Annotated in this window: 11 protein-coding genes, 2 tRNA genes, 3 rRNA genes and 1 other RNA gene; 11 read left to right on the forward strand and 6 right to left on the reverse strand. The window is 61.9% G+C overall.

Features of this window, described 5'->3' with window-relative positions; genetic code table 11:
- The first annotated feature begins 287 nt into the window (after nt 1-287).
- Together llg_RS14310 and llg_RS14315 are read left to right on the forward strand one after the other, a co-directional pair.
- Nucleotides 288-3,776 (forward strand): hypothetical protein, encoded by a 3,489-nt coding sequence (locus tag llg_RS14310; RefSeq protein WP_338285359.1) that lies wholly within the window; start codon nt 288-290, stop codon nt 3,774-3,776.
- Between the two features lie 65 nt (nt 3,777-3,841).
- Nucleotides 3,842-4,918 (forward strand): glycoside hydrolase family 43 protein, encoded by a 1,077-nt coding sequence (locus tag llg_RS14315; protein WP_338285360.1) that lies wholly within the window; start codon nt 3,842-3,844, stop codon nt 4,916-4,918.
- A gap of 16 nt (nt 4,919-4,934) precedes the next feature.
- On the opposite strand, the gene llg_RS14320 is transcribed toward llg_RS14315, so the two are convergent.
- Complete coding sequence (locus llg_RS14320; RefSeq protein WP_338285361.1) at nt 4,935-6,710, reverse strand: alginate lyase family protein; 1,776 nt, start codon at nt 6,708-6,710, stop codon at nt 4,935-4,937.
- A 296-nt stretch (nt 6,711-7,006) separates the two neighbouring features.
- On the opposite strand from llg_RS14320, the gene rnpB reads away from it, so the two are divergent.
- From rnpB to llg_RS14360, 8 genes are all read left to right on the forward strand, one after another.
- Nucleotides 7,007-7,391: RNase P RNA component class A (gene rnpB / locus llg_RS14325), an RNA gene on the forward strand.
- Between the two features lie 404 nt (nt 7,392-7,795).
- Nucleotides 7,796-10,276, forward strand: coding sequence for a c-type cytochrome (locus llg_RS14330; RefSeq protein ID WP_338285362.1), 2,481 nt, complete (start codon nt 7,796-7,798; stop codon nt 10,274-10,276).
- Between the two features lie 961 nt (nt 10,277-11,237).
- Nucleotides 11,238-12,775: ribosomal RNA gene (locus llg_RS14335) — 16S ribosomal RNA — on the forward strand.
- A gap of 187 nt (nt 12,776-12,962) precedes the next feature.
- Nucleotides 12,963-13,038: transfer RNA gene (locus llg_RS14340), tRNA-Ala, on the forward strand.
- A 29-nt stretch (nt 13,039-13,067) separates the two neighbouring features.
- Nucleotides 13,068-13,144: transfer RNA gene (locus llg_RS14345), tRNA-Ile, on the forward strand.
- Between the two features lie 229 nt (nt 13,145-13,373).
- A 23S ribosomal RNA gene (locus llg_RS14350) occupies nt 13,374-16,203 on the forward strand.
- A gap of 229 nt (nt 16,204-16,432) precedes the next feature.
- Nucleotides 16,433-16,548 (forward strand): 5S ribosomal RNA (rrf, locus tag llg_RS14355).
- The 16S, 23S and 5S rRNA genes sit together here with 2 tRNA genes alongside, the layout of an rRNA operon.
- A 573-nt stretch (nt 16,549-17,121) precedes the next feature.
- On the forward strand, nt 17,122-17,514 hold the full coding sequence (locus tag llg_RS14360; protein WP_338285363.1) for an RNA-binding protein: 393 nt from the start codon (nt 17,122-17,124) through the stop codon (nt 17,512-17,514).
- Nucleotides 17,515-17,587: 73 nt separating this feature from the next.
- Here the strand turns inward: llg_RS14360 and llg_RS14365 are convergent, their stop codons facing one another.
- The 4 genes from llg_RS14365 to llg_RS14380 form a co-directional block, all read right to left on the reverse strand.
- Nucleotides 17,588-19,780 (reverse strand): sulfatase/phosphatase domain-containing protein, encoded by a 2,193-nt coding sequence (locus tag llg_RS14365; RefSeq protein WP_338285364.1) that lies wholly within the window; start codon nt 19,778-19,780, stop codon nt 17,588-17,590.
- A gap of 105 nt (nt 19,781-19,885) precedes the next feature.
- On the reverse strand, nt 19,886-21,055 hold the full coding sequence (locus llg_RS14370; protein WP_338285365.1) for a hypothetical protein: 1,170 nt from the start codon (nt 21,053-21,055) through the stop codon (nt 19,886-19,888).
- On the reverse strand, nt 21,052-21,675 hold the full coding sequence (locus llg_RS14375) for a hypothetical protein (protein WP_338285366.1): 624 nt from the start codon (nt 21,673-21,675) through the stop codon (nt 21,052-21,054). The genes llg_RS14370 and llg_RS14375 overlap by 4 nt, the downstream gene beginning before the upstream one ends.
- Before the next feature lie 131 nt (nt 21,676-21,806).
- Complete coding sequence (locus llg_RS14380; protein ID WP_338285367.1) at nt 21,807-23,255, reverse strand: phosphatidylserine/phosphatidylglycerophosphate/cardiolipin synthase family protein; 1,449 nt, start codon at nt 23,253-23,255, stop codon at nt 21,807-21,809.
- Nucleotides 23,256-23,340: 85 nt separating this feature from the next.
- On the opposite strand from llg_RS14380, the gene llg_RS14385 reads away from it, so the two are divergent.
- Nucleotides 23,341-23,652, forward strand: coding sequence for a Dabb family protein (locus llg_RS14385; RefSeq protein ID WP_338285368.1), 312 nt, complete (start codon nt 23,341-23,343; stop codon nt 23,650-23,652).
- Between the two features lie 180 nt (nt 23,653-23,832).
- Here llg_RS14385 and llg_RS14390 read toward each other — a convergent pair whose 3' ends face one another.
- Entirely contained in the window at nt 23,833-24,744 is a 912-nt protein-coding gene (locus llg_RS14390; protein WP_338285369.1) for a metallophosphoesterase, read from the reverse strand.
- Nucleotides 24,745-24,775: the final 31 nt, after the last annotated feature.

The raw sequence follows: 24,775 nt of genomic DNA on the forward strand, positions 1-24,775 counted from the left end.
GTAGCGGCAGGAGAAGAGATCAAGTCCCGGAGGGACGACGCGACGGAGTCGGGGGACGTCCCGGGCAAGCCGAGCATCCGCCGTTCAGAAAAGCCGTATTTCCCGAAAACACTGTTGGGCCGACTGGCGTCCACCCGCATGGGCAGCGCCGTCCCTCACGGGACTTGATTCACCGCCATTCGCCCAACCGGTGGCTCCCGCCACCGGCTATGCTGCGTCGCCCCTGCGGGGCTGAAGAGTCCCTTTCGATCAATGTCGATGGTGTCCAATCCGCGCCCTGTCTCTCCATGAAACTCCTCCACCTCGTCCTCGCGCTGATCGCTGGAGCCGCCTCCGCTGCGGAACCGCCACGCGTTGAGTTGCCGCTCACCGCCGGAGCCACCGCCACTTGGCGCGCGCCGCAGGGCGAACGCGGCCGCTACAAGCACGGCTTCCGCGTCTACGACGACCGCACCGTGGACTGGCGTGGCTACCAGGCACTGGAAATCGCCGTCGAGGCCGAGCCCGGCCGCGAGGTCGCCGTGGAGACCACCATCCTCGCCCCGGCCGGCCTCAGCGCGGACGAGCGCACCGTGTCGAAGACCACCCTCACCGGCGCGAAAGTACTGCGTCTGCCGTGGTCGTCATTCGATCACCCGCAGGCGCGCACCTCGTTCCTGAAGTTCGTGCAGGGCCTCGACCTCGCCGCGCGCTACACCGATGGCCGCCCGGGCGCGATCCGCTTCACCTCGGCCGCCGTGGTGAAAGGCTCGGCCGTTTCGCTGGAGAGCCCGGTGCTCGGCCGCTCCGCACCCGCCGGTGGCTCGGTCACCTACCAGCTCACAGTTGGCAATTCCTCGACCTCCGAGCGCGCCATCACCCTCGATTTCGAATCCCCCGGCTGGGCGTCGCTGCGTCCCGTGGTCGAGCCCGCCACCCTCCGCCTCCAGCCGAATGAAACCCGCGCCTGCACGGTGACCGTCGCCGTGCCCGCGGGCCTGCCGCCCGGCGCGCATGAGAAGCAGGTGATCCGCGCCACGCCCGATGGCGATGCCGCCCTCGCCAGCCGCCTCACCTTCATCACCGGCTGCCAGGTGCCATCGCCTTACATCCTCCACACGCCCACGCGCTGGGACGAGGTCCGGGAGAAAGTGAAGCGCTACCCGTGGGCCAGCGACTCGCTCGCGGGCATCGTGAAGCGCGCCAATGCCTGGAAAGTTCCCGAGGTCGCCCGGCCGCCGGGCAACGACCCGGACGACACCATGGGGCCGTTCCTTTTCGCCACCGCCAACGAGCACGAGCTGATGAGCTGCGGTGTTTCGTGGCAGCTCACACACGACAAGTCCCACGCCGAAAAGGTCGCCCTGTTCCTGCGCCGCCTTTCCGATCCGGCCACCGGCTATGTGAAGACCCTCCGCGGTTGCAACCAGGGCCAGGTCCAGGAAGGCCATTTCTTCCAGCACCTCGCCATGGCCTATGACATGGTCCGTGATTCCGGTGTCTTCAGTGTCGACGATCACGCCCGCATCGAGACCGCCTTCCGCCTGTTCATGGAAAGCATGGACCGGCTCAACGACGCCGGCTCGATCAACAACTGGAACGTTTCCCAGGTCACAGGGGCATTCTACTGTGCGCTCGCCCTCCAGGATCTCTCCGCGGCCGAGCGTTTCTTTTCCGGACCGAATGGCATCGTCGAGCAATTGGCGAAGGGCACCATGGACGATGGCTGGTGGTACGAATGCTCGATCGGTTACAACACCTGGGTCGCCTCCGAGTTCACCCAGGCCGCGCTGGCCTATGAACCGTGGGGCGTGAACTTCCGGGACATGCGCGTGCCCGCGAATCTCTCCGGACAGGTGCTGCTCGTCCCGGAGCTCAATGGCGGCAGCCCGTTTGCCACCGATGATCCGGAACAGCGCGCCAAACCCTTCGGCATGGATCCGGCGATCTACGGCCCGAACCGCCGCCCGTGGCGGGAGATCCGCCAGATGTGGAACGGCCTGCTGCCTTTCCTCGATTGGCGCGGCGTGATGTTCGGCGTGAACGATTCCACCGAGAGCAGCGTGGTCGCTTCCCGCGGTGGCGTCGATCCCTCGGCCTACGAGCTGGCCTACTACGTTTATCGTGATCCGGCCTACGCCTCGGTGGTCAAGCGCGGCACCACCCGCGATCTCCTCTACGGCGTGCCGGAGCTGCCCGCGGAAACGCCCGAGCCGTTCCGCGAGTCCGCCGCCGCGGACAATGTCGGCCTCGCGATGCTGCGCTCCCGCACCGCCGACCGCCCGGTGTCCGATCAGATCCAGGCCACCCTCCACTACGGCACCCACGGTTGGGCCCACGGCCACTACGACCGCACCAACCTGCTCTCGCTGATGCGCTACGGTCGCAGCTTCTACAATCCCGAGATGGCCTGGCACGGCTACGAGCCGTTCATGTACAAGTTCTACGTCCAGACCTCCGTGTCGAAGAACATGGTGGTGGTGGACCGGAAGATGCAGAAGGCCGCGCCCGGCGAGAGGCTGTTGTTCCACACCGGCCCGATGATGCAGGCCGCCGCGGTCGAGACCGTCACCCCGTGGTCGAATCCGCCCTACGGCGGCATGGTCTACGATTACGTCCCGGTGAAGGATTTCGCGGGCAAGACCTGGCGCGAGGGCCGCTCGGTGCCGATCCCGGAAAACGCCCCGGGCTACGGCGCGCTCACCGGCTACACCGAGCCGATCCGCCAGCGCCGCCTGATGGTGGTCACCGACGATTACGTGCTGCTCGCCGACGACACCGCCGGCACCGCCGCCCATGAATACGAAAGCCTGTTCCAGATGAAGGGCTTCCTCGGTCTGGACGCCGCGTCGAAGAAGTTCCTCCGCCACGATGGCCAGTGGGACACCAATCCGGTCGGCAGCGCCCAGTTCGTGACCGATTGCGACCGCTACGAGGTCACCGCCCCGGCGGTGGCGAGGTTCGAGATGAAGTTCGGCCCCGGCGCGGACAATGAAGGCACCCGCGCGCTGTGCAGCGAGGACGGCGTCTTGAAGCTCGATGTCCATTCGCTCTGGCCCGCGAAGCAGGAGATCATGATTGGCTCCGTGCCCGAGGACCACGGCCTCGGGCAGCGTTTGTTCTACAACGTCCGCGGTGATGGCCGCACGCTTGCCGAGGGCAAGTTCGGCGCATGGACGCTCGGCAAGGGCGACGTCGATGTGGCGGTGGAGGGCGTGAAGACCCTGGAACTCGAAACCCGCGTGGAGTTGAAGAAGCGCCCGACCCTGTTCTGGGGCAGCGCCCGCGTGGTGACGAAGGATGGCCGAGAGATCCCGCTCTCCGATCTGCCGGTGGAGGCCGAGAACGTGGTGCTCGTCGAGCATCCGAACACCGACTACGACGGCGGCCCGGTGAAGATCCAGGGCGAGCCGCAGCCGTTCTCCACGCCTGCCCAGCCGCAGGAGGAATCCCAACCCGCGATCGTGAAGGTCGATCTTTCGAAGGTCGAGGCCGTGCGATTCGTCGCCAGCGTCGGCAGCGATTTCCCGCCCGGTCCCGAGGCCCAGCGCCGGAAGACGATGGCCGTGAAGGCCGCCACCGCTCCCACGGCGCGCTTCCTTTCGATCATCGAGCCCTACGAGGACCAGCCGGTGGTGAAGTCCGCTGCCGCCGTGTCCGCGGACAAGATCCGCGTCGAACTCGCCGATGGCCGCGTGCAGGAGCTGACGCTCCACGATCTTTCCGGAAAGCTCTCGGTGGACCTCGTGGAAACGAAGGATGGCCGGGAACTCCGCCGCGAATCGACGTCACGATGATTCCGCGTTTCCCCATCCGCTTTCTGAACCGCTTCTGATACGCTCCCATCACGGATCCCCATCCCATGTTCAAACCCGGCGAACTCTGGCCCGACACCCACGGCACTCCCATCAACGCCCACGGCGGCGGCATCCTTTTTCACGGCGGCACCTATTGGTGGTTCGGCGAGCACAAGATCGAGGGAGAGGCGGGGAACCGCGCCCACGTCGGCTTCCACGTCTATGCGTCCGAGAACCTGGTGGACTGGCGCGATGAGGGCATCGCCCTCGCTGTCGATGACTCGCCCGGCAGCGAGATCCCGGGCGGCTGCGTAATGGAGCGCCCGAAGGTGATCCACTGTCCCGCCACCGGGAAATTCGTGATGTGGTTCCACCTCGAGCCGAAGGGCGGGGGATACTCAGGAGCCCGCTGCGCCGTGGCCATCGCCGACACCCCCGCCGGTCCCTATCGCTACCTTCACAGCCTGCGTCCCAATGCCGGGGTCTGGCCGGAGAACGTGGCCGAGGAAGACAAGCGCCCGCTGTCCGCGGAGGAGGCCGCTCACTTGGAATCCCTCGCGCTCGGTGGCGCGCCCTTCCCGTGGTATCCGAAGCACCTTTGCTACCGCCGCGACCACGAGGGCGGCCAGATGTCGCGGGACATGACGCTCTTTGTGGACGACGATGGCAGCGCCTACCACATCCACGCCGCGGAGAACAATGGCACCCTTCACATCTCGCTGCTGGCCGACGATTTCACCACCCCGGCGGGTCGCTACGTCCGCGTGATGCCCGGCCGTTTCCATGAAGCCCCCGCGCTGATGAAATGGAACGGCCGCTACTTCCTGTTTTCGTCCGACTGCACCGGCTGGTCGCCGAATCCCACCCGCCTCAGTGTCGCCGATTCGATCTGGGGGCCGTGGGAGGAGCTCGGCAACCCGTGCATCGGCAATGGCGCACAGATGGCCAACAGCTTCGAATCCCAACCGACCTTCATCCTGCCCGTGCCGGGGAAACAGGACGCCTTCATCTACATGGCCGACCGCTGGCGTCCCCGCAACGCCATCGACGGCCGCCACCTCTGGCTCCCTATCGTCTTCAAGCACGGCTGCCCCGTCATTGAGTGGCACGACCAGTGGGACCTCGGCGTCTTCGACGTGTAGTCGATCAGACGTCTTCCTACCGGCGCGGCGGCTTGGCGGGTGCCTTGTTGTCGAGGGTCGCGGTGAACGTGCCGAAGCCAAGGGTATCGTAGCCTCCGCTGTTGGGACCGTAGTCACCCACGCCGCCCTCGGGACTGGATTTTTCCACCATCTTCGTCAGCCATGGGGCACTCAGCCCCTTGCGCTTCACGTAGTGGTTGTAGGGGAGTTCCCAAACCGGCCGGGCCATTCCCCGGCCGCCCCCGCCGACCTCGGTGAAAGTGCCCTGCACGCTGTTCACGTACTTTTTGAAGGGAACTTCCTCCCCCAGATTGTACTTCGCCACATATTCGCAGGCCGCCAGAAACCGGTTGTTGTCGTATCCGTAGAGATCGTCGCCTTGCTTCCAGGCCATTTCGCAGATCGCGGCCATCAGGCCGATCCCCATCAGCGTGTGCCCCTGATCCCGCGCGGATTCGACCCATTGGCCGAGCCCGTCCGGATGGATGTGGTAGACGGCGACCTTGATCGCCCCGTTTCCGTCCCCCGTCTTCATGTAGCGAATCGCTTCGTTGTAGATTTTCCGTTCGTCACAGACCACGCCGATCGCGACCAGCGAGGCGAGGTTGCAGAGCTCCCAGTTGGGCCAGAAGTGGTCGATCTTGCCAGGGCTGTCACCGTGCGTCTCCACGAAGTGTTTGTTGATGGGATAGAAGATGGTCAGCATCATCTTCTGGAAGCGTTTGAAGTCCTCCGGTTTCCAGCCGCTGTAGGTGCGCATGATCTCGGCGGCATTGGCGATCTCAAACCCGTAGATGCCGGCCGCGAGATTCCGGTCATAGTTGCCGCCGAAGCTTTTCAAGGTGGAGGACCAGGCATTGAGGATCTCGATGGATTTCTCCGCGTAAGCCTTCTTGCCGGTGACCCGCCAGTTGACCGCGCAGACATAGGCCGTCGCGATATCGCGATAGAAATCCGCATAATTCTCACCCGTGCCACCGCGGACCACGATGTCGGCGGGACGGGGCTTCCAGTCGAGGTTCGCATGCCGGCTATTGGTCATTTTCTCCCACCCGGACCTCCAGGGCTGCACGCCCTTGTAGGTTCTCATTCGCTTGAAATCCTCCTCGTTGTGCAGCAGGCCGGGATGGACAAAGCTCCCGCGGGAGGATCCGGAGACGGCCAAACCCTCGGGCTCTGAAATTTCCGGCACCTTGGCGGCCACCGGCGGAGTGATCGCGGGTGGCTCGCTCACCGGGGCGGGGGTGGTCTCCTCCAACAGCTTCGCCGCTTTCGCTGACATCTCATCGGCCAGCGCGCGGGCCTGGGCATCCTTGGCTGCCGCTTCTTCCGCGGCCTTGCGGGTCGCGGTTTGATCGGCCGCGATGCGTGCGCCATCGATCAGTCGGCTCAGCTCGTCGCTCTCGGCAGACGGCGTGCCGGGCGCGGTGGCGTTGGCCGGTTGCGGTGGAACGGTGGCAACCGGGGGCTCCGGCGCTTTGCCACGCGGTGTCGGAAGCGGTGGCCGCAGCAGGGCATAGCCGACGGCCGCCAGCGCGAGCACACCACAGACGAGCCACAGGCCGGACTTTGAAGATGCCTGGCGGGGAACGACGATCGCTCTCCGTGGTGGTCGGGCGCTTGGCGGGGACTTCGCCCGTCCCACCGGCCGGGAAGGTGTGGCTGGCAGGGGACGGGAAGGCGCCGCCGGCACCTGGAAGGTTCCGGCGCACGACGGACAAGCCAATGCCTGCCCAGCGAACAGATCGCTTATTTCAATAGGCTGCTGGCAATGGGGGCAGGTCGTCTTCATCACGTGTGGTTGGGATAGGAGGGGTGGAATGCAATGTGCGCCTGGATTCCTGAAGCAGGAGCCCAAGGGTCGAATGGAATGACTAGGGAAGGAGGGAGGAAGCAGAAGTTTGGTTACCAAGGTGAACAGCGGTGGATTGATCCAGATCGGGACAGTGCCGCACGGCCCCCGAGCGAAGGTCCCGTGGCGGCCGTCGGGTGTTCGATCCACCCGGAGAGGGGTGAATCCATGCTTCAGCTCTCCGCTTCCGCGCAATTTCCCTTGGCCCGTCCCATCATTTGTTGCACGGTCCGCCCGCCGCTCCCCGGACGGTCGCTGCGGGGCGCAAGCCTCGTAGAGGAAAGTCCGGACACCATAGGGCAGCGTGCCCCGTGAAAACGGGGGACGGAAGCGTCAAGGCTTCCGGACGGAAAGTGCAGCAGAGAATAAACCGCCGATGGCCCGCAAGGGATCAGGTAAGGGTGAAACGGTGGGGTAAGAGCCCACCGCCCGAAGGGCAACCAACGGGGCACGGCAAACCCCACGTGGTGCAAGACAGAACAGGGGAAGGGCGGCCCGCCCGTTAATCTCCGGGTATTAGTCGCACTCCGCGCAAGCGGGGTCCTGCGAAAGCAGGAAGAGAAATGGCCGTCCAGTCCCTCCGGGGATGGACAGAATCCGGCTTACAGGGGAGCGGCACCTCCTCATTTTCCGGCATTTAGACGGATTGTGGCCGTTTTTGCGGCCTCATGTCCGATTTTAGGGACACGAAATGCTTTTACTTCTGAAAAGTTTGGTGCAATGTAACACCAACGAATGGCGACAGCGTGCTTCGGCTAGCTGAAAACCACTCCCACATATTCCTTTGTGTCAAACGTTGGCCTTCCGAGGTCGATCCGGGGGGAGCAAGCCCGGAAAGCCGACAGATGACCTTTTGGGGGGAATATGATTTCACAAGGGCGCGGATCCGAATTGCTATCCCGGATTCGCGCCCTTGCTGTTTTTCCGGTGGAAGCGCCACCCGAGCATCGAAAAAATGCCGGCATGTGGTGAAATGACTGAAAATGTCTGAAATTGGCGGAACTTGTGTCCGTATCTGCTCACGCATGAAAGTTCATTGCTTGCTATTGTCATTCCTCCTCCTCGGGCGGGTTTTCGCCCAAGGTCAGGATCCCACCAGCGGGATCACGGTCGCCAAAGGGTTCCAGCTCGACCGTATTTATGAAGTTCCCAACACCCAAGGCTCCTGGGTGGCGGTGACCCGCGATGACAAGGGCAACCTCATCTGCTCCGACCAATACGGGCAGCTCTATCGCGTCACTCCCGGAGCCGCCCTCAAGGTGGAGCCCCTCGGGCTAAAAATCTCCGGAGCCCATGGTCTGCTCTGGCACCAGGGCACCCTGTTCATCGTGGTGAATGAAGACGCGCCCAAAAGCGGCGTCTGGACCGCGAAGGCGAAACCGGATGGCGGTTACGAGGACCCCGTCCAACTCAAGGCCTTCAAGGGCCAGGGCGAGCACGGTCCGCACCAGATGGTGCCGTCCCCGGATGGGAAATGGATCTACGTCGTCGCCGGCAATTTCACCGAGGTCCCGCAGATCGATGGCTCGATGCAGGCCCGAGTTTGGAAGGAAGACCAGCTCCTGCCCCGCGTCACCGATCCCCGTGGCCACGATCCGAACCAGATGGCGCCCGGCGGCTGGATCGCCCGCTTCAAACCGGATGGCACCTCGTGGGAACTCTACGCCAGCGGCCTCCGCAATACCTACGACATCGCTTTCAACAACCGCGGCGACCTGTTCGGCTACGATTCCGACATGGAATGGGACTTCGGCACGCCGTGGTACCGCCCGACCCGCCTCTGTGAGATCCTGCCCGGCGGCGAATACGGCTGGCGCAACGGCAGCGGCAAATGGCCGGTGGAATACGAGGACAGCTTCAACTCGGTGATCGATTTCGGCCCGGGCTCCCCGACCGGCGTGGTCGCTGGACGTGGCGCGAAGTTCCCCGCGAAGTACCAGCAGGCCTTGTATTTGCTCGATTGGACCTTCGCCACCGTGCGGGCCATCCACCTAGAGCCCTCCGGCTCCGGCTACAAGGCCGTCAGCGAGGAATTCATCACCGGCAAGGGCCTGCCGTTCACCGATGCGGTGATCGGCGCGGATGGAGCGATGTATGTGCTCACCGGCGGCCGCAAGACCGGGTCCGCCCTCTGGCGCGTGACCTACACCGGCAGTGAAAGCACCAGCCCGGTGCGGATCGAGCCCGCCGCCGACCCGCTGGCGAAGCTGAAGGAAGTGGTGGAAAAGCCGACTCCGGCAGCAATCGATGGCCTGTGGCAGCGTCTGGGTTCCACCGAGCGCGCCGAGCGTTTCCTCGCCCGCACTGCTCTGGAGAAGCTTCCCGTCGCGAGCTGGGCCCCGCGCCTCGATTCCGAGAAGGACGCCTGGCGCGTGATCGACGCCTCGATCGGTCTCGCCCGTGTTTCGACGACGGAGGACCGCGCCCGCGTGCTCGGCGCCCTCGACCGCCTGGCGTGGGAATCCCTGACGCCGGTGCAGAAGACCAATTGGCTCCGCGCCTGCGGTCTGGAGTTCGCCCGCGGCGGCCAACCGACGCCCGACGAAACCAAGGCCATCCTCGCCAAGGTCAACAAGGCCTTCCCGAGCGGCGATGAGCTCGTGGACCGCGAGCTTTGCCGCCTGCTCTGCTACCTCCAGGCTCCCGGCATCGTGGGCCGCACCCTTACCGCCATGGACCTCGCCGGTCCCGGCAAGCCGCCGGCGTGGACCGAGCTCGCGTCGCGTAATTCCGGTTACGGCAAGCCGATCCTGGCCATGCTCCAGAACCTGCCGTCCGGCCAGGTGCTCCACTACGTCTATTGCCTGCGCGCGGTGAAAGGTCCGTGGGCAGCCGGTGAACGGGAGCGTTTCTTCAGTTGGGTCGACCGCCTCGCCTCCAACAGCGGCGGATCGAGCTACGCCGGCTTCGTCGCCGCGCTGCGGAAGCAGGCCCTCGCCAATGCCACCCCCGAGGAACAGGAGAAGTTCGACAAGCCCGCCGCCGCGGGAGCGAACCCGATGGCGAACCTGCCGCCGGTGAAAGGCCCGGGCAAGGACTGGTCGGTTGATGAGGTCGCCGCCCTCGCCGCCGGTGGTTTGACCGGCCGCAACAAGGAAAACGGCCACAACATGTTCAAGGCCGCCCTTTGCGCGACCTGCCATAGCTTCAATGGGGAAGGGGGCTCGGTCGGTCCCGATCTCAGCACGCTTGGGGGACGGTTCACCGCCCGCGATATCGCGGACGCCATCATCAACCCCAGCGCGGAGGTCTCCGACCAGTTTGCCTTCAGCACCGTGACCAAGAAGGACGGCACCTCGCTGTTCGGTCGTCCGCTGGGCGAGGAGAACGGCAAGCTCAAGCTCGCGACCAATCCCTTCGACCCCACCCAGACCACGGAGGTTCCGAAGGACGAAGTCGTTTCGGTGGAGCGTTCCCCGGCCTCCCCGATGCCGGGCGCACTCATCAACCGCCTCAATCCGGACGAGCTGAAGGACCTCCTCGCCTTCCTCACCGGCGCCAAATAACAGGGAAGGGGATTCCTCTTCGACCTTCTCTCTTTCCCAAGCCCGTCGCCCTCCGCGACGGGCTTTTTCTTTTTGGGGACTCCTCCTCTTCGTAGCCGCGCTCGTGAGAGCGTGGGCGGGGTCAATTCCCGCTCACCTTCACGCTCCCGAAGCTCACCCACCTCCGAACGCGCCAAGTAGCGCGAAGCTTGGCTTCGCGTGTGGGGACGAGCCGCTTGATCGAGGGCGGATCGTTTGGCTTTCGGGCCGCCCACCGCACGCCGGGCCAAGCCCAGCGCTACTTCGGATGCCGCTCTCTAACAGACAGCGTGTTGCGGTGTTCCGGTGACCTTCGGGAGGGCCTGTTAGAGGCGGGTTGAATCGATGTGACCGGAGTGGGGGATGTGTATCGTAAATGATTTATCCACAATTCCTTATCCGCTTCAAAATCCCTCCCGCCACACCCTCTAACAGTCCTCTGTTAGCTATTCCGGCCGGTTTCAGCCCCATTCCGCCTCGAAACCTGCTTTTGGAGCCCGTTTTGACGTCCGAATCGGCGGTTTCGGTGACCATTCCGTCAGAAAAAACCGGATTTCTTCCTGTTGATTTTGAATGGTTTGGGGTAATCTTGCGGGTTCGTCGTGAAAAAACATCACGAAAGGCATTGACCCGCGGGGTCCGTTCAGGGTAGCTTGCGCCCGTCGCCGCTACGAAGCGCGACACGAGAGACCGACAGCCGGTCGCGGTGGAAACACCCGATCGGCTTCTTAGTCCCCTCGAAACGGATCTTTGACAATGCGGCTCAGCACGAACGGTGCCAACACTCTGCAAAGAGTCTCTGGTGCGGCGGTTTGAGGCTGAGCGGAAAAGAAAAAGGCTAAATTGTGTGCTGCGCGCCTTGAGAGGTGCGCAGGCTGAACCAGGGAAACCTGGTCAGTAGGTCCAATTTAAGCAGGTTCTTTATAGAACCTAGCACTATATTTTTACGGAGAGTTTGATTCTGGCTCAGAACGAACGCTGGCGGCGTGTTTAAGACATGCAAGTCGAACGGGGAGAATGAGTAGCAATATGATTTCTCTTAGTGGCGCACGGGTGAGTAACACGTGAGTAACATGCCCTTCAGTGGGGAATAACCCAGGGAAACTTGGATTAATACCCCATGGTCTCGCAAGAGTAAAGGCGGCCGCAAGGCTGTCGCTGGAGGATTGGCTCGCGCCCTATCAGCTAGTTGGTGAGGTAACGGCTCACCAAGGCAACGACGGGTACCTGGTCTGAGAGGACGATCAGGCACACTGGAACTGAGACACGGTCCAGACACCTACGGGTGGCAGCAGTCGAGAATAATTCACAATGGGGGCAACCCTGATGGTGCAACGCCGCGTGGAGGATGACGGTCTTCGGATTGTAAACTCCTGTCATCCGGGAGTAAGACCTGGCTGTGAATAGCAGACAGGGTTGATAGTACCGGAAGAGGAAGGGACGGCTAACTTCGTGCCAGCAGCCGCGGTAATACGAAGGTCCCAAGCGTTGTTCGGAATCACTGGGCGTAAAGGGTGCGTAGGCGGTTAGGTAAGTCAGATGTGAAATCCCGGGGCTCAACCCCGGAACTGCATCCGATACTGCTTGACTTGAGGACTGGAGAGGTGACTGGAATTCTCGGTGTAGCAGTGAAATGCGTAGAGATCGAGAGGAACACTCGTGGCGTAAGCGAGTCACTGGACAGTATCTGACGCTGAGGCACGAAGGCCAGGGTAGCGAAAGGGATTAGATACCCCTGTAGTCCTGGCAGTAAACGGTGTGCGCTTGGTGTGAGGGGATTCGACCCCCCTTGTGCCGGAGCTAACGCGTTAAGCGCACCGCCTGGGAAGTACGGCCGCAAGGCTAAAACTCAAAGAAATTGACGGGGACCCGCACAAGCGGTGGAGTATGTGGCTTAATTCGATGCAACGCGAAGAACCTTACCTAGGCTTGACATGCATCTCTAATCTCGTGAAAGCGAGTGACCCTTCGGGGGATTTGCACAGGTGCTGCATGGCCGTCGTCAGCTCGTGTCGTGAGATGTTGGGTTAAGTCCCGCAACGAGCGCAACCCTTGTGACTAGTTGCCAGCGGGTAATGCCGGGAACTCTAGTCAGACTGCCCAGATCAACTGGGAGGAAGGTGGGGACGACGTCAGGTCAGTATGGCCCTTACGCCTAGGGCTGCACACGTACTACAATGCCCAGTACAATGAGAACCGAGACCGCGAGGTGGAGGAAATCTATAAAACTGGGCCCAGTTCGGATTGGAGGCTGCAACTCGCCTCCATGAAGCCGGAATCGCTAGTAATGGCACATCAGCTACGGTGCCGTGAATACGTTCCCGGGTCTTGTACACACCGCCCGTCACATCATGGAAGCCGGTCGCACCCGAAGTGTTCGCGCCAACCGCAAGGAGGCAGAGCCCTAAGGTGTAGCTGGTAACTGGGATGAAGTCGTAACAAGGTAGCCGTAGGGGAACCTGCGGCTGGATCACCTCCTTTCTACGGAGAATCTCAAATGGCTAGTCCATCCCTGAGAAGGTCGACTCCCACCAGCATGCAAATGTTGGCTTGGGAGCGAGAAGCGAGCAATCGCCCTCACAACATTCAAATCCTTTAACCTGAGCAAACCAGCATGGTTCGCAGCATACGATTTGGCTTTTTTCTTTTCAATTCGCACCTCCAGAGAGGGGGTATAGCTCAGTTGGTAGAGCGCCAGCTTTGCAAGCTGGATGTCCAGGGTTCGAGTCCCTGTGCCTCCACCAACTTCAATTGGGCATGAGTCCAATACTTTGGGCCTGTAGCTCAGTTGGTTAGAGCACGCGCTTGATAAGCGCGGGGTCGCTGGTTCGAGTCCAGCCAGGCCCACCACCTCTTGCCTAGCAAAGGAACTGGGAGAAGCGAGTTTAGCATTGTAGAAGAGAGTCCGCTCTTTGACATCCGCATGGAGAAATAAGTTTTTCCTGACTGCATATTGATTGCTCATATGAGCGCTCTTTACGTGGTCTTGGAATACTCTAAATTCCCAATTAATGTTTATGGCAATTTTGTTGAACACTCAGAAATGAGTGAAGACTCAACGATGGCTGATTTCGAAAGGAATCAAGCTACGAAGGGCACACAGTGGATGCCTTGGTGCTAACAGGCGATGAAGGACGTGATAAGCTGCGATAAGCTTCGGGGAGCGGCAAATACGCTTTGATCCGGAGATTTCCGAATGGGGTAACCTGGTGGTGTTAATACGCCATCGTTTCTTTCTGAATCAAATAGGGAAGAAGACGCGATACCCGGTGAAGTGAAACATCTCAGTAACCGGAGGAAAAGAAAGAGAATCGATTCCGTCAGTAGTGGCGAGCGAAAGCGGAAGAGCCCAAACCGGGGACTTGTCCCCGGGGTTGTAGGACCCCGACGTGGGAGTGGTGACGATAGGAGAAGTGCATGGAAAGGCACGACACAGAGGGTGACATCCCCGTATCCGAAATCCGATCTGCCCCTAGGGTGTTCCTGAGTAACACAGCACACGTGGAACGTTGTGTGAATCTGCGCAGACCACTGCGTAAGGCTAAATACTAGTTAGCGACCGATAGTGAACCAGTACCGTGAGGGAAAGGTGAAAAGAACCGCTGTGAGCGGAGTGAAATAGAACCTGAAACCGTGTGCCTACAAGGTGTCAGAGCCCATTCGTGGGTGATGGCGTGCCTTTTGCTTAATGAGTCTGCGAGTTAGTATCTGTGGCGAGCTTAAGTTCTTCTGGAACGGAGGCGAAGCGAAAGCGAGTCCCAATAGGGCGAATTAGTTGCAGGTGCTGGACCCGAAGCGGAGGTGATCTACCCTTGGCCAGGTTGAAGCGTAGGTGATACTACGTGAAGGACCGAACCGGTGAATGTTGAAAAATTCTCGGATGAGCTGAGGGTAGGAGTGAAAGGCTAATCAAACCCCGTGATAGCTGGTTCTCCTCGAAATGCATTGAGGTGCAGCGTTATGTGCTGATGAGTGGGGGTAGAGCACTGAAAGGGCTAGGGGGCATACCCGTCTACCAAACCCTATCAAACTCCGAATACCACTCAATGGAGCATAGCAGTGAGACGGTGGGGGATAAGCTTCATCGTCAAAAGGGAAACAACCCTGATCAGCAGCTAAGGTGCCTAAATTACGCTAAGTGGAAAGGATGTGGAATTTCACAGACAGTGAGGATGTTGGCTTAGAAGCAGCCACCATTTAAAAAGTGCGTAATAGCTTACTCATCGAGAGATTCTGCGCCGAAAATGATCGGCGATAAGCGTAATACCGAAGCTCTGGGTGTCATTCTTTTGAATGGCGCGGTAGAGGAGCATTCTCAGTGCCTTGAAGCAGGAGGGCGACCGACTGTGGAGTGCTGAGAAGAGAGGATGCAGACATAAGTAACGATAAGACCGGTGAAATCCCGGTCCGCCGTAAACCCAAGGTTTCCAGGGCTACGTTTTTCGTCCCTGGGTTAGTCGGGACCTAAGGTGAGGCCGATGGGCGTAACCGATGGACAGCAGGTTAATATTCCTGCACTTGCGAACCTTAAGCTAGGATGACGCATGGATGGAGGTAACTAAGTAATTGAATTCCGAGGTGAGGCTACGGCCGATCCGCATTACCGAAGTCTGTGCCTAGAAAAGCCCTAGTGCATGCTAAGCAACCCGTACCGCAAACCGACACAGGTGGGTGGGTAGAGTATACCAAGGCGTAAGAGTGAACCCTGGTTAAGGAACTCGGCAAATTGGCCCCGTAACTTCGGGATAAGGGGTGCCTGATTTCCAGGCCGCAGTGAAATGGCCCAACCGACTGTTTAGCAAAAACACAGCATTGTGCCAAGACGTAAGTCTACGTATACGATGTGACACGTGACCAATGCGGAAAGATTAAGGTAAGAGGTTAGCCGCAAGGCGAAGCTTTGAGCCCAAGTCCCCGTGAATGTCGGCCGTAACTATAACGGTCCTAAGGTAGCGAAATTCCTTGTCGGGTAAGTTCCGACCTGCACGAATCGTGTAACGAGTTGGGCGCTGTCTCAACCAGGTGCTCAGTGAAATTGTAATGGCGGTGAAGATGCCGCCTACCCGCAGAAGGACGGAAAGACCCTATAGACCTTAACTGTAAGCTGTCATTGGTTTTTCGATTTTCATGCTCAGCATAAGTGGGAGGCTTTGATGTGGTCCTTTAGGGGATCGCGGAGCCGCCAGTGAGATACCACCCTTGGGTGTTGGAAGATCTAACCTCGACCCGTGAATCCGGGCGGGGAACAGTGTCAGCCGGTCAGTTTTACTGGGGCGGTATCCTCCTAAAGAGTAACGGAGGAGCGCGAAGGTGGGTTCAGCACGGTCGGTAACCGTGTGTCGAGTGCATAGGCATAAACCCGCCTAACTGTGAGGCCAACAAGCCGAGCAGATACGAAAGTAGGCCTAAGTGATCCGGCGGTAGAATGTGGAATTGCCGTCGCTCAACGGATAAAAGGTACCTTAGGGATAACAGGCTGATTTCGCCCAAGAGTTCATATCGACGGCGAAGTTTGGCACCTCGATGTCGGCTCGTCGCATCCTGGGGCTGGAGAAGGTCCCAAGGGTCCGGCTGTTCGCCGGTTAAAGCGGCACGCGAGCTGGGTTCAGAACGTCGCGAGACAGTTCGGTCCTCTATCCTCTGTGGGCGCAGGAAAATTGAGGGGTTCAATTCCTAGTACGAGAGGACCGGAATTGACGCACCTCTGGTGCACCAGTTGTTCTGTCAAGAGCATGGCTGGGTAGCTAAGTGCGGAAGAGATAAGCGCTGAAAGCATCTAAGCGCCAAGCTCCTCCCAAGATGAATTTTCCCTGAAGGATCGTGGAAGACTACCACGTTGATAGGCTGGAAGTGCAAGTGTAGTAATATATTCAGCTTACCAGTACTAATCATCCGTTCGGCTTGATTCCATCGGAATCGTTGCCGTTGTTGAAAGGGATTTGGATCCCGAGGCCATAGTGAGAGGCTCGAGTGGATCGGTTAAGTTAGGAAAATGAAGTTCTCCGTGTGGATGTCAGGGAGCGGACCGTGTTGAAGGTCCGCTGCTCTAATCCTTTACTGAAATGACGAAGCTGAAGCTGTTCGTCCTCAGAGTCCCAGTTTTGATCATCATCAACGAGTGATGAACCAAGATTGCCCTCTGGTGACCACAGCGCGGTGGAACCACCCGGTCCCATTCCGAACCCGGAAGTGAAACGCTGCAGCGCCGATGGTAGTTGGACGATAGGTCCTGTGAGAGTAGGTCGTCGCCAGGTATTTGCCCGTCCTTGTCGAAAGATGAGGACGGGCTCTTTTTTTGTTTGGGGGTGGGGTGTGGATGGGTGTGGGTGTGAGGTGGTTAGCGGCCCGTGGGGTGTGGCGGAGTGTTTTGGGGGATAGGGCGTATAGGTCTTATAGGACGTATAGGACCTATGGGAGAGGGGGACGCGTGCGGAGGCGGCCGTAGGGTAGCGCGAAGCTTGGCTTCGCGGACGGCGTGTGCCCCGCGCAGAGGGAAAGCGGAGCTTCCCCCTACACTCTGGAAGCAGAGCTTTCAGCTACGTTCAGCTACGATGGGGGGCGTTGCCTGAGGACTGGCCGGTGGTGGGATTGGGGTGAGTGCCCCCACTCACAAGCAGGAATACTTGTGCTACTTGGGGCCGCGGAGACGATTTTTGAGGATTGTCTCGATTTTTGGAAAACAGCAGCCCATGCTGGTCTTCGGGTTCGTGCCCAGCCAGACGAAGGGTTAGAGTATTGCCAAGTGAGTTTTCAATTCGGTGGTGATCTGAGACGCGATAAACGCGAACTGCTACTTTAATGAACACCGCGCGGACTCACTTTGAAAAATGAAAATGTACGTGGGGAATCTCCCCTTTGACACGAACGAGAGCGATCTGCGCACCGTCTTCGGCGAATATGGCCAGGTGACCGACGTTCATCTCCCGATCGACCGCGAAACCAACCGCCCGCGTGGCTTTGCGTTCGTGACCATGGATTCCAAGGAAGCCATGGAAGCCGCGATCAAAGCCCTCGACGGCCAGGATTTCCACGGCCGCAATCTCCGTATCAACGAAGCCCAGCCGCGTGAAGAACGCGGTGGTGGCGGCGGCTACGGCGGCGGTGGTGGCGGCGGCTACAAGGGCGGCGGCGGTGGCGGCTACCGTGGTGGTGGCGGCGGCGGTGGCTACAAGGGTGGCGGCGGTGGCGGCTACAAGGGTGGTGGCGGCAATCGCTACTAAGCCCCGCGACTGACGATCTTTCCAAAACCGGCACTCCGAGAGGGGTGCCGGTTTTTTCGTGGAGAGCCGCGGCTTATTTCGGCAGACCGAGCTTCACGAGGACGGGCTCGAGGGCCTCGGCCCAGCGCTTGTAGCCTTCGCCCTGCGGGTGGAGGAAGTCGGGCATGAGGTCCTTCGGCAGGGTGCCGTCCGGGGCGAGGAAGCGGTCGTTGACGTCGAGGTGGACGATGTTGGTGCCATCGGCGAACGACTTGATGCGCTGGTTGATCTCGCTGTTGCGGACGCGCATCTTGTCATCGGGCTTTTCGCTGCGGGGGAAGATGGAGAGCAGGACGATCTTGGCGTTCGGCTTGCGGGTGCGGAGGATGTCCAGGATGCGGCGGACGCCGGAGGCGGTGTCCTCGGCGGAGTCCATGCGGTGGCCGGTGTTGTTGGTGCCGATCATCAGGACGAAGGCCTTGGGGTCGACGTTGTCGATTTCGCCATTCATGAGGCGCCAGATGACGTGCTCGGTGCGGTCGCCGGAGAAGCCGAGGTTGAGGGCCTTGCGGTTGCCGCCGTAGTATTCGGTCCAGAGGTCCTTGCCGAAGGTTTCCCAGCCCTGAGTGATGGAGTCGCCGACGAAGACGAGGTCGTGCGGGCCTTCCTTGGCGAGCTTGAGCTTTTCATTGTGGCGCTGGCGCCACCAGGGCGTGTCCTCACCGCGCTGGGCGGTGGTGGTGGCGGGGTTGATGCCGTAGCCGGCCTTGAGCTCGGCGAGGCGCTTTTTGAGGCCTTCGAGGATGGTGGCGTAAGCGGGGTCCGCCGCCACGGATTTCATTTCCTGCGGGTCCTTCTGGAGGTCGAAGAGGTTCCACTGCTTGGTCCTGGGGAACCACATGAGCTTGTAGTTCGCATTGCGGACGCCCTCGTGGGGGGCGACGGCGTGGGTGCCTTCGCCGCTGTAGAAGTAGTAGATGGCATCGCGCCAATCCGCCGGGGTCTGGTCGCCGGCCTTGAGGACGGGAACGAGGCTTTTGCCCTGCATGTCCGCGGGGACGGGGACATGGGCGGCATCGAGGAAGGTGGGGGCGTAGTCGATGTTCTGGATGAGGGAGGCGTTGTGGCCGCCGGGCTTCACGACGCCGGGCCAGCGGACGAGGAAGGGCATGGCGAGGGATTCCTCGAACATCCAGCGCTTGTCGAACCAGCCGTGCTCGCCGAGGTAGAAGCCCTGGTCGGCGCTGTAGATGACGATGGTGTTCTTCGCGAGGCCGGACTTGTCGAGGTAATCGAGGACCTTGCCGACGCCTTCGTCCACGGCGCGGACGCAGCGGAGGTAGTCCTTCATGTAACGCTGGTATTTCCAGCGGACGACGGCCTTCTCATCGAGCTTGCCGTCCTTCATGTCGGCGAGGAACTTCTGGTTCTCCGGCTCGTAGGCGGCGTCCCAGGTGCCGAGCTGCTCCGGGGTCATGCGGCGGAACTCGCCGTTGCCATCGGCGCCGGTGAAGAACTTCGGATAGAGGTTCGGGCCGTGGAGTTTCATGTCGTTCTCCCACGAGAAATCCTTGGCGATCTGCATCGCCTGCTTCTTGAGGGATTCATCGCGGTTCGCGTAATCGTCGAAGAGGGTCGGTGGCTCGGGGATGGTGACGCCATCGAAGAGGTGCATGTGGCGCGCGGCGGGCGACCAGTTGCGGTGCGGGGCCTTCTGCTGGAACATCAGCAGGAAGGGCTTCGACTTGTCGCGGTCCTTGTCCAGCCACGTGAGGGCCTTGTCGGTGATGAGGTCGGTGGTGTAGCCGGGTTCGCGCCTGGTGCCGGAGGCGGTGATGAACTCCGGGTTGTAGTACATGCCCTGGCCGTTGAGGATTTCCCAATGGTCGAAGCCGGTGGGGGTGGACTCGAGGTGCCACTTGCCGATGATCGAGGTCTGGTAGCCGGCCTTTTGCAGGAGCTTCGGAAAGGTCTGCTGGGTGCCGTCGAAACGGGAGCCGCTGTTGTCGATGAAGCCGTTGGCGACGGAGTGCTTGCCAGTGAGGACGGTGGCGCGGGAGGGGCCGCAGATCGAGTTTCCGCAGTAGGAGCGGGTGAAGATGGCGCCTTCCTTGGCGATGCGGTCGATGTTCGGGGTGGGGGCCACGTCCTTGAGCGGCCCGCCGTAGGCGGAAATGGCATTGAGGGCGTGGTCATCGGAGAAGATGAACACGATGTTCGGCCGGTCCTCCGCCCGGACGGCGGCGAGGGACAGGGCTGCTGCTGCAAACAATAAGGACAAACGCATCGCCGCCCATACGAGGGAAACGGGGGGATGTTTCAAGATCAATGGTGGCCGTCTGGTCCGACCGGCGGGCCGGGGAAAGGAGGCTTTGCGCCCTGCTTCACGCTGCTAAGGGCCTTCCAATTCCTGCCGGCGTGTGAGTCTGTGTCCCACCTCGGTGCGGAGGGTTGGGTCGCCGATCGCGTCGGCGAAAGCCTGGGCCTGTGGAAGCCAGATGCCGGAACGGGCGGCTGCCGCGGCGGCGGCGTCCCGCTGGGGGCCATCCGGGAGGGAATCGAGCCAATCCACGTAGGTGGTGGGGCTGCGTTCGCACCAGGACTGGAGGGGGCATTCGAGCGGGCTCCAATCCTGCCGCTCCGGATTGCGCTGGAGATAGCCGTCCAGAACCCTGCGGGAGTCGTCGTCCGTGGCATCGCGGAGCAAGACGGCGGTCATGCTGGTATCGGCGGTCCGTCTGATGTTTTCGGGGAGTTCCCAGGTTTGGAGCAACCGCAGAGCTTCCACCGGATTCTGGATGGCGATCACTTCCACGAGCTGGGCCCGGACTTCCTCCATGGCCTCGGGCGGGAGAGTGGAGGAGAGTCTGAGGACCTCGGCGAGGGTGGTCCTCGTTTCGTCGAAGTCGGACAGATTACGCAAGATTCTGGAGCGCCGGGTGTCATCCAGCGCGGCGAAGCGGGTGCGGAACGTGTCGAGATCGATTTCCGCGAGATGCTCCAAGGCCGTGTCGGATAGGAATTGCCGGATCTCCTGGTGCTGCTCGCCCCAGGTGTCCGCGAGTTCCAGTGCGCCGCGAGGCTCCAAGATCGAGAGAGTGATCAATAGGGATTTCAGAACGGAGGATTCGTATAGCGGAGGCGTTTTGATCTCGGTGGACAAATCGCGGAGGAAGGCCTTGGCCAGTTCCCGGTCCGTGCGAGCGAGTTGGCCGAAGATCATGCTCAAGGCGGTGCGGCCGTTGTCGCCGGGAGTGGCGGGATCGAGATCGCGGGCGAGGATATCGAGTTCTCCGGCGTTGAGATCCTTCAGGAGCCGTTCGATGTCGGCGCGGGCTTGCCAGTCGTCCCAGCGGAGCAGCTTGGCGGTGAACTCGGGGAGTTGTTTGCGGGCGGCGGTGAGCCGGGTGGTTTCCGGTGGGCGGACGATTGAAGGGGAGTTGGAAGCGAGGCGGGTCGGTGGTTCACGACGCTCCCGCTCGATGGTGCCGCGCCAATGTCCCGCGCCTGCCGCCGTGATAACGGCGAAGGTGGCAATGGCGAGGCGGGAGGTGGCTTTCATTGGAGGCCGGGGTCGGAGTCGAGAGAGAAGGGGTCGATAGCCGGATCGGGCTTGGGGGCCGGAGGCGGGGGCTCGGGCTTTCGTGGGTGAAGGACCTGGGGAAGAGGGGCGGCGCGTGCGTTGGCTTCCTGGCTACGGGTCTTTTGTTGGATCTCGGCGGCAGCGGCTTCGGCGGTGTGAGGCTCTTGTTTGAGCCACGCCAAGGTGGCGGGGCTGGGACGATCAGGATGCCCGGCGGGCAGGGTGGAGCGGAGGGAATTGAAGCCACGGCGTTCTTCCGAGGCCACGGCTGCCGGCGGGTTCAATTGTCCCCAGCGGTAGTAGAGCTGGGAGACGAGCATCTGAGCACCTGGCGCATCCGGGGTCTTTGCCACCGTTTCCAAGGCGGCTTTGACTCTGGCTTCGGAGTAGCCGGAGATGACCGTCCATTGATCGTGGGTATCCCCGGAGTGGGCGAGGGCCAGGGGAATGAAATCGCGATCCTCGGGAGGGCTGGTTTTGACCGGAGCAACCGCCGGTTGTTGGCTCTGGATCGAGAGAGACCGCTGGGATTCCGGTGAAGCGGCTGGAACGGGTGAAGATAGCGCCTGCCGGTAGCCGCACCATCCAGCGAGAGCCATCGCGGCGGAAAGGAGAAAACACTCGGCAGACCTAGGGAACATTCGTCATCAGATGACATCACCGCGGTGGCGGGTGTCAATGCGGACGATGGATAGGTCCTATAGGCTCCATAGGCCTGATAGGAGGGCTCTCACAACTGGTCCGCGATGGATTCCGCGAAGGGGGCGATCATGCTGTCGGTGTCGGACTTCAGCATGCGGGAGGAGTGGCGGAAATCGGGGGTGAAGACGGCGTTTTCGAGGGCCTTCACGGTGGCGGGATCGTTGGTGGAGAGGTTCAGCTCGCGGTTGATGCGCAGGCTGAGGGTGTCGAGGTTGGCGGAGCCGAAGGTGGCCCAGCCATCGGCGATCATCACCTTCATGTGGGTCATGCGCGGGTAGCGGTAGACCTTCACCCCGGCGGCCATCACCTCGCGGGCGGTGGCGGCATTGCCGGCGTCCATGATGGTGGAATCGCCGCGGCTCGGGAGGATGACGCGGACATCCACGCCGCGGCGGGCGGCGGCGATGAGTTCGTCCGCGATGTCATCGGCGGCAAAATAGGGGTTCTCGATCCAAATGCGCTTGCGGCTGGCGTTGATGGCGAGCCGGATGGCTTTCAGCACGTCGTAGGTGCCCTCGGAGGGATCGGTGCGGAGGATGCGGAAGGCGGGGCCGGTGCCGGGCTGGGTGGGGCGGTACCAGGCGGGCTTCCGGAACAGGGCGAGATCGCCAACGGGGCCGGCCTTCCGCCAGGCGCGGGTGAACTCGAGCTGGAGGGGTACGGCGATGGGGCCCTCGATGCGGACCATCAGGTCGTGCCACTCGGATTCGTATTCGCGGCCGAGGTTCATGCCGCCGAGGTAGGCGCGCTTGGCATCGAAGACCATGAGCTTGGTGTGATCGGAAACCAGCCAGGGATCGAGGATGCGGCGGACGCGGACCTTCGAGCCGTCCTTGAGGTAATCGTGGATGTTTCCCGGCGGGGAGAAACCGCGGGGGCCGGGGGTCTCCGGCGGGGCGGCCTGGGCGAAGGTGGTGCCGACGTCATCGAAGAGCACGCGCACGCGGGCGTCGTGCGAGCGGGCCTTGAGGGCATCGGCGCAGGCGATGGCGGTGTCGTCGTTGTCGAAGATGAACACCTGGACGTCGATCGTCTTCCTGGCCTGGGCGATCTCGCGGCGGAAGTCGGCGAAGAACGCGGGGCCGTCGACACGGAAGGTGGCCTTGCCGGGTTCGGCGCGGCGGAGGTGCTTGCGGTCCAGCAGGCGCTCGAATTCCGGGGTGCCGGGGACCTCGGGCGGCGGGGGATCGGCGAAGTCCGCGAGCGAGACGTTCGAGCGGAACATCGTGCGGATACGCTGGTAGGCCAAGGCGAAGCCGACCTTGGTGGTGGTGACCGGCTGGCGGACGGCGGAGATGGCGGTGGAACGGAGCAGCGTGAGGCCGATCTCGCGGCCGCTGTCGAGCGGGTCGGCGGCCTGGGGCTGGCGCTCGGAGGAGCGGCGGGCGTTCAGGCTGAAGCTGCCGCAGGACGCGAGCAGCAGGCCGGGAAGGATCAGGGTGCCCAGGTTCCGCGCGCGCGCCGCCGTGCTCATCATCGTGCCACCATGGCGCAGCGCGGGGGGATTGGCAAGGTGCGGACTATTGCTTGCGGAGCGCCTGTTAGCGTTGGAAACTCCGGGCATGGCGATTGAACACCACGTTTATTTCTGGCTGAAGGACGAGTACAAGGGCGAGGCCGAGCGCGCCGCGTTCGAGGCCGGCCTGGAGAAACTTTTCGACATTCCGCAGGTGGTCGAGGGCGTCTGGGGCACCCCGGCGCCGGTGATGGACCGCCCGGTGATCGACAAGTCCTGGGACTACGCGCTCTCCATGACCTTCGACACCATCGCGGAGCAGGACATCTATCAGGAAGACGCCGACCACCACGTGTTCATCGACACGTTCAAGGACACCTGGGCGCGCGTGCAGGTGATGGACATCCAGCCGCATTGATTCAAACAGGCCGGGCCTCCTTGGGGGAGGCCCGGTGGCCATTGTAGCCGGAAGCTCCGCTTTCGAATCGTCTCCGCCAGCTCCAGTTGGCGGTGGCGGGGAGGCCAAACGATCTCCCCCCCCGAAGAGGGAAAGCTGGAGCTTCCCCCTACATTCTGAAAGCAGGGCTTTCAGCTACATTCATGCCCGGAACGGCAGGTCGCGGGAGACTTCGCGGCCCTTGCCTTCGATGACGAGGCGGTCCGGGTGGACGGTGACGATGGCCCAGGCATTGACACCGGGGCGCTGGAGGATCGAGCGGAAGGTGATGAAGTGGATGCCCTCGTGGAGGGCGTAGTCGCCATCGTGGTTGTGGCCGTTGAGCCAGGCCTTCACGCAGCGGTGTTTCACCAGCAGGTCGAGCAACGGCTTGTGCTGCCAGAGCTGGTGGGAATCCGCGGGGAGGATCGGGTGGTGGGCGCAGACGAGCACGGTTTCACCGGCGGCGGTGGCACCCTCCAGCTCGCGCTCCAGCCAATCGAGCTGGACGTTGTCCACGCCGCCGTTCCACGGCTGGGCACCGGGTTCGCCGGCGGCCTTGGTGGCCTGGAAGACGGCTTCGGAGGCCTTCGCGCCCTTGCTGTCAGCGGGGTACTTGTAGAGCGAGCGGCCGTTGGTATCGAGGACGATGAAGCGGATCTTGCCGCGACGGAAGCTGTAGTAATCGTGCGGCATGCCCAGCGTCTGGACCACGCGGGACTTCTCGGCATCGGTGATGGAGTAGTCGTGGTTTCCCAGCAGGTGGTAAACCGGGTGGCCGAGCGGCTCGAGCAGTGGCAGGAGGGTGGCGAAGGACTTGAAATCGCGGTCGATGAAATCGCCGAGGTGGAAGGTGAAGGGGAGCTTGCGCGCGGCGAGGTCTTCCACGGCGGCCTTCAGTTTCTCCGGGGTGGTGCGGTAGTGACGTTCGCCCTGCGGCTCGGCGTCGGTGTATTGCGCGTCCGTGATCAGGCCGAAGGTGAGCGGACCGCTGGCGGCGGGAGCTTCCGCGGCGAGCGCGGGGACGGCAAGCGATCCGGCCAGGGTGGAAGTGATGAAATGGCGGCGTTTCATTCTGGGTTTCCGTGACGATGCAGAAGGCACC

The sequence above is a fragment of the Luteolibacter sp. LG18 genome, from assembly GCF_036322585.1.
In the GTDB taxonomy this organism is placed as follows: Bacteria; Verrucomicrobiota; Verrucomicrobiia; order Verrucomicrobiales; family Akkermansiaceae; genus Luteolibacter.